This window comes from Klebsiella sp. WP8-S18-ESBL-06, from assembly GCF_014169755.1.
GTDB classification, from domain to species: domain Bacteria; phylum Pseudomonadota; class Gammaproteobacteria; order Enterobacterales; family Enterobacteriaceae; genus Kluyvera; species Kluyvera ascorbata_B.
In genome coordinates this window covers 4,222,716-4,238,808 of record NZ_AP022256.1, presented here as the reverse complement: position 1 = coordinate 4,238,808, position 16,093 = coordinate 4,222,716, and the positions used below count along the sequence as shown (strand labels likewise).

Sequence of the window (16,093 nt, the reverse complement as noted above, 5' to 3'; positions counted from 1 at the left end):
GAACTCAGGCAGCGGGGAGCTGTTCGCTGGTTAGTGCGTTGTTGCGCCCCATGTTTTTGGCTTCATACAGCGCTTTATCCGCTCTCTGGATAGCGGCGTCGATATTGTTATCTTCCAGCGGCGCGACGCCGATGCTGACGGTGACATGTGTTGCGACGGCGGCATTAAACATATGTGGAATTTTGAGATCGTAGACATGCTGGCGAATCCGTTCTGCCGTTTGCATGGCGTTGGTGATGTCGCACTGCGGCAGCAGCACCATAAACTCTTCGCCGCCGAAGCGGGTCACAATATCCCGAGAACGTACGGCGTTACGAATGGCGGCGGAGACGCGCATCAGGGCCTGGTCGCCCATCATATGGCCGTAATGGTCGTTGTAGGCCTTGAAATGGTCGATATCCAGCAGCAGGACCGAGTGCTGAGCGGGGCCGAGCGCTTTGAGCGAATCCAGGCGAAACTGAAAGCCACGACGGTTATACAGGCCGGTCAACGGGTCGAGCATGCTCAGGCCGTTGAGCGTTTCACGCTCTTCCAGCAGCTTATACATCAGCCCTTGCGCAAATTTGTCGTTGCGCCGCTGGATGACGTGTTGAATCGCAATACCGATTAACGGTAGGGCAAAACAATAGGCCATACGCCACCACTCGGTGGTATTGCTGGTAAACAGGCAAACAATAAATGTGGGGAGTGAATGCAGCGCAAACGCGACAATATTATTGGAAAAAGCAATGGTGCCAACAAATAACACGCTAAATAGCGCAACCAGCTGAAAATTGTCATTTATTGTCGGCAACGCAAAAGTTTTACTTAAAATATGCCAGCCCCATAAACAGCCGAATATCGCCGAAACCATGGGTAGGTTCAGCTTTATCCGGGCGTAGCGCCAGTTCCACAACAGCATCACGCTGCTGCCCACCGCAATCAGCATCGCTGGCAGAGGAAATATATTTACATCATATATCGGGCTGAACACCGAGAGCGTCGATGAAATCAGGTTCAGAAACAAAAACAGCCGGAACGTGAGCTGATATTTTTGCGCACGCAGCGTGCGCCATGATTGTACGGTCATTGTTTGAAGTTGTAGTCAGCCTTAAATAAATAAACGCATTAAAAACAGAATAATGCAGTAGGAATAGCGCAATTTCTTTATATGCGACATGCTGATTTTTTATACAACTTAACACCATATAATATGCATGTCATTAATGATTATGAAACCTTAGCGCAAGTGCAGACAAATAACAAAAAACATCATATGATATTGGTAATCATTATCATTTGAGTGGGTCGGATCATGTTGCAAAAAACGTTAGGTAGCGGCTGGGGCGCTCTGATTCCGGGCGCTGTACTGGCACTGCTGAGTACCCTGGGGCTCTCAACTGACGTCTGGCGCGGGGTCATTGTGTGTGGACTGCTGTTGAGCAGCGCTATGATCTGGCATCGTCGGCTGCGACACTTCGTCCTGTTACCGTCTTGCATTGCGTTAATGGGCGGTATTGTGCTGATTGCGATGAATGTAAAGCTGATGGAATAGACAGGAAGGAAACACGAAGAAGAGAGCGAGAAAACTGGTGCGAGGGGGGGGACTCGAACCCCCACATCCGTAAGGACACTAACACCTGAAGCTAGCGCGTCTACCAATTCCGCCACCTTCGCACAGATTGTCTCGTTACTTTTTTTATATCGCCTCGTTGGTGCGAGGGGGGGGACTCGAACCCCCACATCCGTAAGGACACTAACACCTGAAGCTAGCGCGTCTACCAATTCCGCCACCTTCGCACAGTGCGAGCGATATAACGTGGATTATGGTGCGAGGGGGGGGACTCGAACCCCCACATCCGAAAGGACACTAACACCTGAAGCTAGCGCGTCTACCAATTCCGCCACCTTCGCATACCATCGATTCTTTATGAAAGAATCGTTACCACGGGGCCGAATTCTAGAGATTTTACGCTGGGCGTCAACAGTTAATTATCGAACTTTGCACGATTGCTGAAAAAAAAGGCGGTTATGCGGATTTGGCCGCTTTTGTAGGCCGGATAAGGCGTTTACGCCGCCATCCGGCGTTATCCGTGGCTGTGCCGGATGGCGCTATCGCTTATCCCGCCTGCGGATATTAGGCTTTTTTCGCCTGACGCGTCATTACCGTGCGGTAGACCTTGAAGCGGCCGGTTTGGGCAATCACCTCATGGAAACCAAAGGTTTCGTCCAGCACCGCCGGGTACGGCAGGAAGGCGTTGGCCACGATGCGCAGCTCGCCGCCGCTGTTCAGATGGCGCACCGCGCCACGAATCAGCGTTTGTGCGGCGTCAAGGCTGGTTTGCATGCCGTCGTGGAATGGCGGGTTGGAGATGATCATATCAAAACGACCGTTCACCTCAGAGAAGACGTTGCTGGCCAGCACTTCGCCTTCAATGCCGTTGGCCGCCAGCGTCGCACGGCTGGCTTCAACCGCCGGGGCGCTCACGTCGCACAGCGTCAGGCGAACTTTCGGCGAGTGGCTGGCGAGCGTCGCGGCCAGCACGCCTGCGCCGCAGCCGACGTCCAGCACCTTGCCTTTGGTGTGCGGCGTCAGGGTGGAAAGCAGCAGTTGGCTGCCGACGTCCAGCCCGTCGCGGCTAAATACGCCTGGCAGGGTTTTAATGGTTAAATTATCGAGCTGATATTCGCCCCAGAATTTTTCCGCATCGAACGACGGCTGTTTTTCCAGACGACCATGATACAGGCCGCAGCGGCGGGCGCTGTCGACTTTGTTCAGCGGCGCGTACTCGGCCAGCATCTGTTCGGCACTACGCACGCCGCTGCGGTTTTCGCCAATGACGAAAATATCGGTGCCCACCGGCAGCAGAGACAGAATGTTCATCAGCTGGAACTGGGCTTCCGGCTTGTTTTTCGGCCAGTAGTAGATAAAGGTGTCGCTGTCGGCCACGTCTTCCGCCTGTGCCACAAGGCCAAAGCGGACGCTGTCGCCCATCTGGCGGCTCAGCACCTGCCAGTGATGGAACTGCTGGGTGTGCGCGCGGCTTGCGGCGGTTTCAAGGCGTGCGGGCAGGTCATCCTGCAAATCGCCGGCAAAGAAAATACGGCTCTGTTCGAAATCGTCACTGTGGCGCAGCAAGACTTCACTTGCCGGGGTAAAAGCAGACATGAATGTTTCCTCATTAAACTCAGGTCGCGATTATAGTGTGTAATTGGCGCAGTTTCGATGAATTTGCTATATTTGCGCCCTTGATAGACAGGAGCGTTGTACATGACATCCCGGCGAGACTGGCAATTACAACAGTTGGGTATTACCCAGTGGTCACTGCGTCGCCCAGGGGCGCTGCAGGGGGAAATCGCGATTACGCTTCCGCAGCATGTTCGTTTAGTGATTGTGGGCGAAGAACTCCCCGCACTGACGGAGCCGCTGATGGCCGACATTCTGCGCGCACTGCGCATGACGCCGGACCAGGTTTTACCGCTGACGCCCGATCGCGTAGCCATGTTGCCACAAGAGGGCCGCTGCCACTGCTGGCGGCTGGGTAACGACGCGCCGGTGACGCTGGAAGGGGCGGTGATTTCGACGCCGCCGTTTAATGAACTTCAGGCCAGCGCGCCCGCTCGCGCCGCGCTCTGGCAACAAATATGCGCCCATGAACACGATTTCTACCCTCAGCACGACTGATTTACCCCGCGCCTTCGACATCGAAAGACGCGCCCATGCGTTTCCCTGGAGTGAAAAAACCTTCGTCAGTAATCAGGGCGATCGCTATCTGAACTTCCAGATGTCGGTCGATGGCAAGATGGCGGCCTTTGCCATCACGCAGGTGGTGCTGGATGAGGCGACGCTGTTTAACATTGCGGTTGATCCGGCGTATCAGCGCCGAGGCTTAGGGCGCGAACTGCTTGAACATCTTATCGAGACGTTAGAAACGCGCGGCGTGCTGACGCTCTGGCTGGAGGTGCGCGCGTCTAACCACGCGGCCATCGCGCTGTATGAGAGTTTAGGTTTTAACGAGGCGACGATTCGTCGCAACTATTATCCCACGACGGAAGGCCGTGAGGATGCCATTGTGATGGCGCTGCCGATTGGTATGTAAGATAAGGTGAAATGATGATGAAGTGGGACTGGATTTTCTTCGATGCCGACGAGACGCTGTTTACGTTTGACGCGTTCAGCGGCCTACAGCGGATGTTTCTCGACTACAGCGTGACCTTTACCGCGGAAGATTTCCAGGACTACCAGGCGGTGAACAAGCCGCTATGGGTGGACTACCAGAATGGGGCGATCACTTCGCTCCAGCTTCAGCATCAACGTTTTACCAGTTGGGCAGAACGCCTGAACGTTCATCCTGGCGATTTGAACGATGCCTTTATGAATGCCATGGCCGAGATTTGTGCACCGCTACCGGGCGCCGTGTCGCTGCTGAACGCGCTGCAGGGCAAGGTCAAGATGGGCATCATTACTAACGGTTTTACCTCATTGCAACAGATTCGTCTGGAGCGTACTGGCCTTCGCGATCACTTTGAGCTGCTGGTGATTTCTGAAGAAGTCGGTGTGGCAAAACCGGACCGCCGAATCTTTGACTACGCGCGGGAACAGGCCGGCAGCCCAGACCGCTCGCGCATGCTGATGGTTGGCGATACCGCCGAGTCGGATATTCTCGGCGGCATGAACGCCGGCTGGGCAACCTGCTGGCTGAACGCGCACCAGCGCGCGCTGCCGGAAGGCATCACGCCTGACTGGACGGTAACCTCATTGCCTGAACTGGAGCGACTCCTGTGTAAACAGTGATTGCCAGCCCCCCTTTGATGGGTAAAATAGCCGCAATTTTTTCGTATTCAACATGCGCGGCGTGATGCCGTGCTTACTCAAGAAGATTGAATTATGACGTTGTCTCCTTATTTGCAAGAGGTGGCCAAACGCCGCACTTTTGCCATTATTTCTCACCCGGATGCCGGTAAAACGACGATCACGGAAAAGGTCCTGTTATTCGGACAGGCTATTCAGACCGCCGGTACGGTAAAAGGTCGTGGCTCCAGCCAGCATGCGAAATCTGACTGGATGGAAATGGAAAAGCAGCGCGGTATCTCCATTACCACCTCCGTGATGCAGTTCCCGTATCATGACTGCCTGGTGAACCTGCTGGACACCCCGGGGCACGAAGACTTCTCCGAAGATACCTACCGTACGCTGACGGCGGTCGACTGTTGCCTGATGGTCATCGATGCCGCGAAAGGCGTCGAGGACAGGACGCGTAAGCTGATGGAAGTGACCCGTCTGCGTGATACGCCGATCCTGACCTTTATGAACAAACTCGACCGTGACATCCGCGATCCGATGGAAGTACTGGATGAAGTTGAGCGCGAGCTGAAGATCGGCTGTGCGCCGATCACCTGGCCGATTGGCTGCGGCAAGCTGTTCAAAGGTGTTTACCACCTCTATAAAGATGAAACCTATCTGTATCAGACCGGTAAAGGCCACACCATTCAGGAAGTGCGTATCGTCAAAGGGTTGAACAACCCGGATCTGGACGCGGCGGTCGGTGAAGAGCTGGCGCAGCAGCTGCGTGACGAGCTGGAGCTGGTGCAGGGCGCATCCAACGAGTTTGATAAAGAGCTGTTCCTGGCCGGTGAAATTACCCCGGTCTTCTTCGGTACCGCGCTGGGTAACTTTGGCGTAGACCACATGCTGGACGGTTTAGTGGAGTGGGCGCCTGCGCCGATGCCGCGTCAGACCGACACTCGCCTGGTGGAAGCTCAGGATGAGAAGTTCTCCGGCTTTGTGTTTAAAATTCAGGCCAACATGGACCCGAAACACCGCGACCGCGTGGCGTTTATGCGCGTGGTGTCCGGTAAATATGAAAAAGGCATGAAGCTGCGCCAGGTTCGCATCGGCAAAGATGTGGTGATCTCCGATGCGCTGACCTTTATGGCAGGTGACCGTTCGCACGTTGAAGAAGCCTATCCGGGCGATATCATCGGTCTGCACAACCACGGCACCATTCAGATTGGTGATACCTTCACCCAGGGTGAAATGATGAAGTTCACCGGTATCCCGAACTTCGCGCCGGAGCTGTTCCGTCGTATTCGCCTGAAGGATCCGTTGAAGCAGAAACAGCTGCTGAAAGGGCTGGTTCAGCTGTCGGAAGAAGGTGCCGTTCAGGTGTTCCGCCCGATCGCCAACAACGATCTGATCGTTGGGGCCGTCGGCGTGCTGCAGTTTGACGTGGTCGTTGCGCGCCTGAAAAGTGAATATAACGTAGAAGCTATCTACGAATCGGTGAACGTCGCGACCGCCCGTTGGGTGGAAGGGAAAGACGTGAAGAAATTTGAAGAGTTCAAGCGTAAAAACGAAGTACAGCTGGCGCTGGACGGCGGCGATAACCTGACTTACATCGCCCCAACCATGGTCAACCTGAACCTGACGCAGGAACGCTATCCTGACGTCGAGTTCCGCAAAACGCGCGAACACTAATCGCCCTTCAGAGCACGGCGTCCGCCGTGCTCTGCCCGTTTTTCCCCCTCGCTCCCAACGACAGAATGTTCCTAATTGCGGTAGGTTTTAACGCAGCGGCGTCCTTTTTGACCTAGTCTCATTATCAGCACGATGAAAAATATCTTGTTGATTTTAGTTACTGGATCGATCAACTGGTCGGCACGTACGGATAAAGGAGAATCATATGTTTCGTTGGGGCATTATCTTTCTGGTTATCGCGTTGATTGCCGCCGCATTGGGCTTTGGTGGCTTGGCGGGGGCAGCAGCGGGCGCAGCAAAAATTGTGTTCGTTGTCGGTATCATTCTGTTCCTGGTCAGCCTCTTCATGGGACGTAAGCGTCCTTAGCTTTTCTTAACATCACAGCAACCACGGTATAAGCCAGCGCCTACGTGCTGGCTTTTTTTATGGCGGCTGTTTTACGATACCCTCAGACCAGCTTTACCGACGAGGCGCGCGTGACCTACCGTTTTATCGACACCCACTGTCATTTTGATTTTCCCCCTTTTACCGATGATGAAGCGGCGAGCCTGGCGCGTGCGGCGCAGGCGGGCGTGGAGAACATTATCGTTCCGGCGACTGAAGCGGCGCGTTTCACCCGCGTGCTGGCGCTGGCCGCCTCGCATGCGCCGCTGTATGCCGCGCTCGGTCTGCATCCGATTGTCGTAGAGCACCACGACGAGCAGAGTCTGGCACAGCTTGAGAGCCTGCTGGCCGCGCGCCCGAAAAAGCTGGTGGCGATCGGGGAAATTGGCCTCGATCTGTACCGTGAGGACCCGCAGTTTGAACGTCAGCAATACCTGCTGGATGCGCAGTTACGGTTGGCAAAGCGGTACGATCTGCCGGTGATCCTGCATTCGCGACGTACCCATGACAAGCTGGCGCTGCATCTCAAGCGGCATAACCTGCCGCGAACCGGTGTGGTACATGGCTTTGCCGGTAGCCTGCAGCAGGCGGAACGCTTCGTTCAGTTGGGCTATAAAATTGGCGTTGGCGGCACGATTTCTTACCCGCGGGCCAGCAAGACGCGGGACGTGATGGCGCAACTGCCGCTTTCAGCACTGGTGCTGGAAACCGACGCCCCTGATATGCCACTCAACGGTTATCAAGGGCAGCCGAATCGACCCGAGCGGATTGCGGACGTCTTTACTCATCTTTGTTCACTGCGCCCGGAGGCACCGGAACAGATAGCCAGCGCGCTTTACGCCAATACTCATGCACTCTTTTCGGCCTTGTAAGGTGACGTAGATCTCATTGTCAGGTATTAGCCTGATTCTATTGCGTGAAACCTGTGACAGCGAACGAAAAATATAATCCCGTGACGTTATAATCGGCGCCGTAGGTTTGCCGTAATATTTATATTTTTCAATACACAGGGACTCTGTATGCAAATCCTCATGGGACTCATCGGCATGGTGGTGCTGCTCGCCATTGCCATACTTCTTTCCAGTAATCGTAAAGCAATTAATCTGCGCACCGTGTTTGGCGCCTGGCTTATCCAGGTCGGCATCGGCGCGCTCATCCTCTATGTACCGGCCGGGCGAAAAGTGCTGCTGGCGATGTCTGAAGGCGTGGCTAACGTTATCGCCTACGGCAACGAAGGGATCGGCTTCCTTTTCGGCGGTCTGGTATCCGATAAAATGTTTGAAGTATTCGGCGGCGGCGGCTTTATTTTTGCGCTGCGCGTGCTGCCGGTCATCGTCTTCTTCTCTTCGCTGATCGCCGTGCTTTACTATCTTGGCATCATGCAGTTTGTCATCCGCATTCTGGGCGGCGGCCTGCGTAAGGTGCTGAAAACGTCGCGTACGGAATCGCTTTCCGCCACCGCAAATATCTTTGTTGGTCAGACGGAAGCACCGCTGGTGGTACGTCCGTACATCGCTACCATGACGCGCTCCGAGCTGTTCGCCGTTATGTGCGGCGGGCTGGCGTCGGTGGCCGGTTCCGTGCTGGCGGGCTATGCGCAGATGGGCGTGCCGCTGGAGTACCTGATTGCAGCGTCGTTTATGGCGGCGCCGGGCGGCCTGCTGTTCGCGAAAATCATCATTCCGGAAACGGAAACACCGCATGATTCTCCTGCGCTGGAACAGGACGCGCAGGGTACGGATGCCCCGAGCAACGTGCTTGACGCGGCGGCCTCTGGTGCGGCATCCGGGATGCAGCTGGCGCTGAACGTGGGGGCAATGCTGCTGGCGTTTATCGCGCTGATTGCGCTGCTGAACGGTATCCTTTCCGGCGTGGGCGGCTGGTTTAACTATCCGGAGCTGTCGCTGCAGCTGATCCTTGGCTGGGTCTTCTCGCCGCTGGCGTGGGTGATTGGCGTACCGTGGAGCGAAGCGACGGTGGCCGGGTCGTTTATCGGCCAGAAGCTGGTGATTAACGAGTTCGTGGCGTACATGAACTTCGGTGAATACCTGAAAGCAGATGCGGAAGTTGCCGCGGCTGGTTTGCAGGTGATTTCTAACCACACCAAAGCGATTATCTCCTTTGCGCTGTGCGGATTTGCCAACCTGTCTTCTATCGCGATTTTGATCGGTGGGCTGGGCAGCATGGCGCCAAAACGTCGTCCGGAGATTGCGCAGCTCGGGCTGAAGGCCGTTGCTGCGGGCACGCTTTCTAACCTGATGAGCGCCACGATTGCCGGCGTGTTCCTCGCACTATAAGTAAAGCGCCGGAGGGATAATCTTCGTGATTCCTCCGGCCTGCAGCGCTTGGCTCAGGGCTTCAATATCCTGTGGCCCGGCGCTGCGCCACGTTTTTGCCTCTCCATAAACCCCGTGTGCGTGAAACGCGTTCAAACGAACGGGCACATCGCCAAGGCTGGTAATAAATGCGCAGAGCGACTCGGCGTTTTGCCGATAATCCGTCTGGTCGGGAATCACCAGCAGCCGCAGTTCGCTGAGCATGCCGTGCTGCGCCAGCCAGAGTATGCTTTGCTTAATGCGCGCGTTTCCTCGGCCGGTCAGCGCGACATGACGTGCATTGTCCCACGCTTTTAAATCGACCATGACGCCGTCGCATAGCGGTTGCAGCTTCTGCCAGCCGCTTATCGGCAGTTCCCCGTTGCTGTCAACAAGACAGGTCAGATGCCGAAGCCCGGGCATGGCCTTCAGGCGCGCGAACAGCGCGCAGATAAACGGCAGTTGGGTAGTGGCTTCGCCGCCGCTGACGGTGATGCCCTCAATAAACGGCGCGACCTTGCTAATGTGCTGAATGACCTGTTCCACGCTCATTGACTGCGCCATGGGCGTCGCCTGCTGCGGGCACATGTGCAGACAGGTATCGCACTGCTGGCAGGCGTCGGGCTGCCACGCTACGCGGCCATCATCGATGCGCAGCGCCTGGTGCGGGCACTGCGCTACGCATTCGCCGCAGTCGTTGCAGCGCCCCATGGTCCAGGGGTTATGGCAGTTTTTACAGCGCAGATTGCACCCTTGCAGGAACAGGGCCAGGCGGCTGCCTGGCCCGTCAACGCAGGAGAACGGGATGATTTTACTGACTAAAGCGCATCTGCTGTTCATGACTGACGACACGAGGTTGACGCTCCAGGATACGGGTATTACGTGCGGCTTCTTCACCGAGCCAGGTGGTGTTGGTACGTGAGCCTTCTGCGCGGTATTTCTCCAGATCGGACAAGCGCACCATGTAGCCGGTCACGCGGACCAGATCGTTCCCGCTGACGTTGGCGCTGAATTCACGCATACCGGCGTTAAACGCCCCTAGGCATAGCTGCATCACCGCCTGCGGGTTACGTTTTACCGTCTCATCGAGTGTCAGTATGTCGCTGATGCCGGCCGTGTAGTACGGGTGGTGCGGTGCAACGGTCAGTAGATGGGTAATCGGATCCGGTTCGTCGCCGTATGGCAGACGCGCACCCGGTGTGGTGCCGGTGTCTGAGCTTATCCCCGACTGCGCGTGCAGCAGCGCGCGCTGCTGCCAGCCGTACTGCACCGGCGTTTGCGCGACGAACTCCGCCAGTGCGGCGCTGATGCGGTAGGCGAGCGTGTTTGCTTGCTCATCCTTACCGTAGCGCCCGTCAATGCCGTTGCGTTCACACAGCTCGTTGACCGCTTCTGCTAGCGAATAAATGCCGAACATGGGCACAAAGCGCGCGGGATCGATCAGCCCTTCATTGACCAGGAAGCTATTCTCAAAGAAGCCGGATTGCTCGTAGAGGAAGCGACAGCGCGCATCAATGATGGCGATTTGCTGCTGACAGTAGTGCGGCAGCGTGCAGTTAAAGAAGTCATCGATGGAGTCACTGCGTCGGGCAACCTGCTGCAAATTCAGACGCACCAGCGTGCTGCCGCCGCCGGCGAGCGGCAGCGAGTTGTAACAACTCACGATGCCATATTGACCGTTTGTGAAAATTTTATCATTTTCCGGGCCGTTGGCGATATGCGGCTTACTGCACTCACAAATATTTTGTGCCACCTGGAGCAGCAGATCGTCAGGGGTAATTTGCGGATCGTAGATAAAGGTCAGGTTTGGTGCAACCTGCTTTAATTCGGCATCTGCGCGTGAAATTGCGCGCGTAATTGGCGTATCGTGTGGGCCAATGTTGACGTGGGTGAATGCGTCGGGCAGCGTGCGATCCAGGTAGCGCCAGAAACGTTTTATTCGAATATCGATTTCATCTTGTGTTAGAATTCTAACATATGGCGACAGCAGCGCATCAAGATGGCCCAGGTAGACCGGCATGGCGGTCACGGAAGGGACGTGATGATAAAGAATCGTCAGCAGCGAGAGCGCGTCATCCAGATCCTGTGCGCCTTCCAGCTCGAGCCATTGGGAGCCGTTGGCAAGAAAACGTTGATAGTCCGGTAAGACATAGCGCGGTTTATACGGCGCATGTCCTTCGAACATATCGCAAATGACGCCTTCAGCCAGCGCGGCCTGCGCCGCTTCGGGGAGCGCAGGGTACGGCAGAGCGTTCTCGGCTTCCAGCGCCAGGAAATGACGCTTTTGTTCCGGGGATAACACGGAGCTTGTCACAATTTGCTGGCAGTGTTGCAGCAGCGGTGTATCGAGCGAAGTGGGCATCTTCAGTTCCTCAGACGAGAGATGCGCGAAGTGTATGAAAAACGATGAGGCTATCTTTTGATCCTATCGGCTGAAGTGGCGCTTTATTTGCCCACGGAGGCTTGAAAGTTTGAAGTTGATCGCGTTGTTGTTATGCAAATTTGTACGAAGTTTTCACTAAGTGTGATGAATGTCGAAGTGTGAGCGCGGGGCGGTGTTACAATAATCACAGACCCGCAAGGTAACGATTTGAACGGCAATACGCCGTCGGAGAGCAAAATGACTGATTTAAAGGCAAGCAGCCTGCGTGCGCTGCAGTTAATGGACTTAACCACCCTGAATGAAGATGACACCGACGCGAAAGTCATCGCGCTGTGCCATCAGGCTAAAACCCCGGTGGGTAACACTGCGGCAGTTTGCATCTATCCGCGTTTCATCCCAATTGCGCGTAAAACGCTGAAAGAGCAGGGGACGCCGGATATCCGCATCGCAACCGTCACCAACTTCCCGCACGGCAATGACGACATCGAGATTGCGCTGGCGGAAACCCGTGCGGCGATTGCCTACGGCGCAGATGAAGTTGACGTGGTGTTCCCGTACCGCGCGCTGATCGCCGGTAACGAGCAGGTAGGTTTTGATCTGGTGAAAGCCTGTAAAGACGCGTGTGCTGCGGCAAACGTACTGCTGAAAGTGATCATCGAAACCGGCGAGCTGAAAGAAGAAGCGCTGATTCGCAAAGCGTCTGAAATTTCTATCAAAGCTGGTGCAGATTTCATCAAAACTTCTACCGGTAAAGTGCCGGTGAACGCGACGCCAGAAAGTGCGCGCATCATGATGGAAGTGATTCGTGACATGGGCGTACAGAAAACCGTGGGCTTCAAACCGGCGGGCGGTGTGCGTACTGCGGAAGACGCGCAGCTGTTCCTGTCTATTGCTGACGAACTGTTCGGCGCGGATTGGGCTGACTCCCGTCACTACCGCTTCGGTGCTTCTTCCCTGCTGGCCAGCCTGCTGAAAGCACTGGGCCATGGCGACGGTAAGAGCGCTAGCAGCTATTAAAATCTGAATTGTCCTGTGTAGGCCTGATGGCGGCTGTCGCCTTATCAGGCCTACAACGGAGATGTTCTGTGCTGGGGGCTTCGTGCTTATCCAGCCCACAATAAGGAGGGTACCTTGTTTCTCGCTCAAGAAATTATTCGCAAAAAACGTGATGGCCTGGCGCTGAGTGATGAAGAGATTCGTTTCTTTATCAACGGTATTCGCGACAACACCATCTCTGAAGGGCAGATTGCCGCGCTGGCGATGACCATTTTCTTCCATGATATGAGCATGCCAGAACGTGTCTCATTGACCATGGCGATGCGAGATTCAGGCACTGTCCTGGACTGGAAGAGCCTGAACCTCAACGGCCCGATTGTTGACAAGCACTCTACCGGCGGCGTCGGTGACGTTACCTCTCTGATGCTTGGCCCGATGGTTGCTGCCTGCGGCGGCTACATTCCGATGATTTCGGGTCGTGGCCTTGGTCATACCGGCGGAACGCTCGACAAGCTGGAGGCGATTCCGGGTTTCGACATCTTCCCGGATGACAACCGCTTCCGCGAAATTATTAAAGACGTGGGTGTGGCGATTATTGGGCAAACCAGCTCGCTCGCACCGGCGGATAAACGTTTTTACGCTACCCGCGACATTACCGCGACGGTGGACTCTATTCCGTTGATCACCGCGTCTATCCTCGCCAAAAAGCTGGCAGAAGGGCTGGATGCGCTGGTGATGGATGTGAAAGTGGGCAGCGGCGCATTTATGCCGACCTACGAACTCTCTGCTGCACTGGCGGAAGCCATTGTTGGCGTGGCCAACGGCGCGGGTGTGAAAACCACCGCACTGCTGACCGACATGAACCAGGTGCTGGCGTCCAGCGCAGGTAACGCTGTTGAAGTACGTGAAGCGGTGCAGTTCCTGACGGGGGAATACCGCAACCCTCGCCTGTTAGATGTCACGATGGCGCTGTGCGTTGAGATGCTGATCTCCGGTCGTCTGGCGAAAGATGACGCTGAAGCGCGCGCCAAACTGCAGGCGGTACTGGATAACGGTAAGGCGGCTGAGATCTTCGGTCGCATGGTTGCCGCGCAGAAGGGGCCGACTGATTTCGTTGAAAACTATGCGAAATATCTGCCAACGGCGATGCTCAGTAAAGCGGTCTATGCTGATACCGAAGGTTTCGTGAGCGCGATGGACACCCGTGCACTGGGTATGGCCGTCGTGTCGATGGGCGGTGGTCGTCGTCAGGCGTCGGACACTATTGATTACAGCGTCGGCTTTACCGACATGGCCCGTTTGGGCGATAGCGTCGACGGGCAGCGCCCACTGGCGGTGATCCACGCCAAAGATGAGGCCAGCTGGCAGGATGCGGCGAAAGCCGTCAAAGCGGCAATTAAACTGGACGATAAAGCCCCAGAAATTACACCGACAGTCTATCGTCGTATCACTGAATAACGATATACTGATCTGATCGCTTTTTTACAGCGCAAGATGTATGGAGAACAAGATGAAACGTGCATTTATTATGGTGCTGGACTCCTTTGGGATTGGTGCAACGGAAGATGCTGACCGCTTTGGTGATGTTGGCGCCGACACGATGGGCCACATTGCAGAAGCCTGTGCCAAAGGCGAGGCTGACCACGGCCGTAAAGGCCCGCTGAATTTGCCTAACCTTACCCGTCTGGGGCTGGTGAAAGCGCATGAAGGTTCTACCGGCAAAATTGCCGCGGGTATGGACGGCAACGCCGAGGTCATTGGCGCCTATGGTTGGGCGCATGAGCTCTCTTCCGGTAAAGATACGCCGTCAGGCCACTGGGAAATCGCCGGTGTGCCGGTTCTGTTCGACTGGGGCTACTTCAGCGACCACGAAAACAGCTTTCCGCAGGAACTGCTGGATAAACTGGTAAAACGTGCCAACCTGCCGGGTTACCTCGGTAATTGCCACTCTTCCGGTACCGTGATTCTGGATCAACTGGGCGAAGAGCATATGAAAACCGGCAAGCCGATTTTCTATACCTCTGCGGACTCCGTATTCCAGATCGCCTGCCATGAAGAGACCTTTGGCCTGGATAAACTTTACGAGCTGTGCGAAATCGCCCGTGAAGAGCTGACCGAAGGTGGTTACAACATTGGCCGCGTTATCGCGCGTCCGTTTATCGGTGATAAAGCGGGTAACTTCCAGCGTACCGGTAACCGCCACGATCTGGCCGTTGAACCGCCGGCACCGACCGTATTGCAGAAACTGGTTGATGAAAAACACGGTCACGTAGTTTCCGTCGGTAAGATTGCGGATATCTATGCGAACTGCGGTATCACCAAAAAAGTGAAAGCCACCGGCCTGGATGCGCTGTTTGATGCCACCATCAAAGAGATGAAAGAAGCGGGTGATGAGACGATTGTCTTCACCAACTTCGTGGACTTCGACTCTTCCTGGGGTCACCGTCGCGATATCGCCGGTTATGCCGCAGGTCTGGAGCTGTTCGACCGCCGTCTGCCTGAGCTGATGGAACTGGTCGGTGAAGATGACATTCTGATCCTCACCGCTGACCACGGCTGTGACCCGAGCTGGACCGGTACCGACCACACCCGTGAACACATTCCGGTGCTGGTGTACGGCCCGAAAGTGAAACCGGGTTCGCTGGGCCACCGTGAAACCTTCGCGGATATCGGCCAGACGCTGGCAACGTACTTTGGTACGTCGCCGATGGCTTACGGTAAAAACATGCTGTGATGCAATTGCCCGGTGGCGCTTCGCTTACCGGGCCTACGTTTTTTGTAGGCCTGATAAGGCGTAGCCGCCATCAGGCGCTGACAATTTAAATAAGGATAAAACGATGGCAACCCCACATATTAACGCTGAAATGGGCGATTTCGCTGATGTTGTGCTGATGCCGGGCGACCCGCTGCGTGCGAAGCACATTGCTGAAACTTTCCTCGAAGATGTCCGTGAAGTGAACAACGTTCGCGGCATGTTAGGTTTCACCGGTACCTACAAAGGCCGTAAGATCTCCGTGATGGGTCACGGTATGGGGATTCCGTCCTGCTCCATCTACACCAAAGAGCTGATCACCGATTTCGGCGTGAAGAAAATCATTCGCGTAGGCTCCTGCGGTGCCGTGCGTATGGACGTCAAACTGCGTGACGTGGTTATTGGTATGGGTGCCTGCACCGACTCCAAAGTTAACCGTATCCGCTTTAAAGATCATGATTTCGCCGCTATCGCTGACTTCGACATGGTGCGTAACGCTGTTGATGCGGCAAAAGCGCTGGGCGTAGACGCGCGCGTGGGTAACCTGTTCTCTGCCGATCTGTTCTATTCTCCGGACGGCGAAATGTTCGACGTCATGGAAAAATACGGCGTGCTGGGCGTGGAAATGGAAGCGGCGGGCATCTACGGCGTAGCCGCAGAATTTGGTGCGAAAGCGCTGACCATCTGCACCGTGTCCGACCATATCCGTACTCACGAGCAGACTACTGCCGCTGAACGTCAGACGACCTTCAACGACATGATCAAAATCGCGCTGGAATCCGTTCTGCTGGGCGATAAAGAGTAA

Annotated in this window: 16 protein-coding genes and 3 tRNA genes; 12 read left to right on the top strand and 7 right to left on the bottom strand. The window is 55.5% G+C overall.

Going from position 1 to position 16,093, the window contains the following annotated elements:
• Positions 1-4 precede the first annotated feature (4 nt).
• Positions 5-1,069 (bottom strand): GGDEF domain-containing protein, encoded by a 1,065-nt coding sequence (locus tag H7R76_RS20380; RefSeq protein ID WP_106925211.1) that lies wholly within the window; start codon positions 1,067-1,069, stop codon positions 5-7.
• 225 nt (positions 1,070-1,294) lie between these two features.
• Here H7R76_RS20380 and H7R76_RS20375 point away from each other — a divergent pair, with 225 nt between their 5' ends.
• On the top strand, positions 1,295-1,534 hold the full coding sequence (locus H7R76_RS20375; protein WP_182966287.1) for a DUF1435 domain-containing protein: 240 nt from the start codon (positions 1,295-1,297) through the stop codon (positions 1,532-1,534).
• A gap of 35 nt (positions 1,535-1,569) precedes the next feature.
• On the opposite strand, the gene H7R76_RS20370 is transcribed toward H7R76_RS20375, so the two are convergent.
• From H7R76_RS20370 to rsmC, 4 genes are all read right to left on the bottom strand, one after another.
• Positions 1,570-1,656: transfer RNA gene (locus H7R76_RS20370), tRNA-Leu, on the bottom strand.
• Between the two features lie 36 nt (positions 1,657-1,692).
• A tRNA-Leu gene (locus tag H7R76_RS20365) sits at positions 1,693-1,779 on the bottom strand.
• A gap of 27 nt (positions 1,780-1,806) precedes the next feature.
• Positions 1,807-1,893: transfer RNA gene (locus H7R76_RS20360), tRNA-Leu, on the bottom strand.
• A gap of 223 nt (positions 1,894-2,116) precedes the next feature.
• Complete coding sequence (rsmC, locus tag H7R76_RS20355) at positions 2,117-3,148, bottom strand: 16S rRNA (guanine(1207)-N(2))-methyltransferase RsmC (protein ID WP_106925213.1); 1,032 nt, start codon at positions 3,146-3,148, stop codon at positions 2,117-2,119.
• A 102-nt stretch (positions 3,149-3,250) separates the two neighbouring features.
• Between rsmC and H7R76_RS20350 the strand changes: the two genes are divergently transcribed.
• The 7 genes from H7R76_RS20350 (at position 3,251) to H7R76_RS20320 (ending at position 9,139) form a co-directional block, all read left to right on the top strand.
• Positions 3,251-3,664: a DNA polymerase III subunit psi gene (locus H7R76_RS20350; protein WP_106925214.1), complete on the top strand. Its 414-nt coding sequence runs from the start codon at positions 3,251-3,253 to the stop codon at positions 3,662-3,664.
• Positions 3,633-4,079 (top strand): ribosomal protein S18-alanine N-acetyltransferase, encoded by a 447-nt coding sequence (gene rimI / locus H7R76_RS20345; protein ID WP_182966285.1) that lies wholly within the window; start codon positions 3,633-3,635, stop codon positions 4,077-4,079. Before H7R76_RS20350 ends, rimI begins: the two co-directional genes overlap by 32 nt.
• Before the next feature lie 17 nt (positions 4,080-4,096).
• Positions 4,097-4,774, top strand: coding sequence for a pyrimidine 5'-nucleotidase (yjjG, locus tag H7R76_RS20340; protein WP_106925623.1), 678 nt, complete (start codon positions 4,097-4,099; stop codon positions 4,772-4,774).
• Between the two features lie 93 nt (positions 4,775-4,867).
• Entirely contained in the window at positions 4,868-6,457 is a 1,590-nt protein-coding gene (gene prfC / locus H7R76_RS20335; protein ID WP_106925216.1) for a peptide chain release factor 3, read from the top strand.
• A 205-nt stretch (positions 6,458-6,662) separates the two neighbouring features.
• Positions 6,663-6,824 carry a DUF1328 family protein gene (locus H7R76_RS20330; RefSeq protein ID WP_106925217.1) on the top strand — a complete coding sequence of 54 codons (162 nt, stop codon included), beginning with the start codon at positions 6,663-6,665 and terminating at the stop codon, positions 6,822-6,824.
• A gap of 110 nt (positions 6,825-6,934) precedes the next feature.
• Positions 6,935-7,714 carry a TatD family hydrolase gene (locus H7R76_RS20325; protein ID WP_182968045.1) on the top strand — a complete coding sequence of 260 codons (780 nt, stop codon included), beginning with the start codon at positions 6,935-6,937 and terminating at the stop codon, positions 7,712-7,714.
• Positions 7,715-7,861: 147 nt separating this feature from the next.
• Positions 7,862-9,139 carry a NupC/NupG family nucleoside CNT transporter gene (locus H7R76_RS20320; RefSeq protein WP_106925218.1) on the top strand — a complete coding sequence of 426 codons (1,278 nt, stop codon included), beginning with the start codon at positions 7,862-7,864 and terminating at the stop codon, positions 9,137-9,139.
• Here the strand turns inward: H7R76_RS20320 and H7R76_RS20315 are convergent.
• Positions 9,134-9,997: a YjjW family glycine radical enzyme activase gene (locus H7R76_RS20315; RefSeq protein ID WP_182929513.1), complete on the bottom strand. Its 864-nt coding sequence runs from the start codon at positions 9,995-9,997 to the stop codon at positions 9,134-9,136. The genes H7R76_RS20320 and H7R76_RS20315 overlap by 6 nt on opposite strands.
• Positions 9,969-11,519, bottom strand: a complete 1,551-nt coding sequence (locus tag H7R76_RS20310) for a YjjI family glycine radical enzyme (protein ID WP_182966283.1) — start codon at positions 11,517-11,519, stop codon at positions 9,969-9,971. Before H7R76_RS20310 ends, H7R76_RS20315 begins: the two co-directional genes overlap by 29 nt.
• A 258-nt stretch (positions 11,520-11,777) precedes the next feature.
• On the opposite strand from H7R76_RS20310, the gene deoC reads away from it, so the two are divergent.
• The 4 genes from deoC to deoD all read left to right on the top strand — a co-directional run bounded on the left by deoC (position 11,778) and on the right by deoD (position 16,093).
• Positions 11,778-12,557, top strand: coding sequence for a deoxyribose-phosphate aldolase (gene deoC, locus H7R76_RS20305; protein ID WP_035894562.1), 780 nt, complete (start codon positions 11,778-11,780; stop codon positions 12,555-12,557).
• Between the two features lie 114 nt (positions 12,558-12,671).
• A complete protein-coding gene (gene deoA, locus H7R76_RS20300) occupies positions 12,672-13,994 on the top strand; it encodes a thymidine phosphorylase (protein WP_106925221.1) in 1,323 nt (440 codons plus the stop codon).
• A 52-nt stretch (positions 13,995-14,046) separates the two neighbouring features.
• Entirely contained in the window at positions 14,047-15,270 is a 1,224-nt protein-coding gene (gene deoB / locus H7R76_RS20295) for a phosphopentomutase (protein ID WP_106925222.1), read from the top strand.
• A 103-nt stretch (positions 15,271-15,373) separates the two neighbouring features.
• Complete coding sequence (gene deoD / locus H7R76_RS20290) at positions 15,374-16,093, top strand: purine-nucleoside phosphorylase (protein WP_000224864.1); 720 nt, start codon at positions 15,374-15,376, stop codon at positions 16,091-16,093.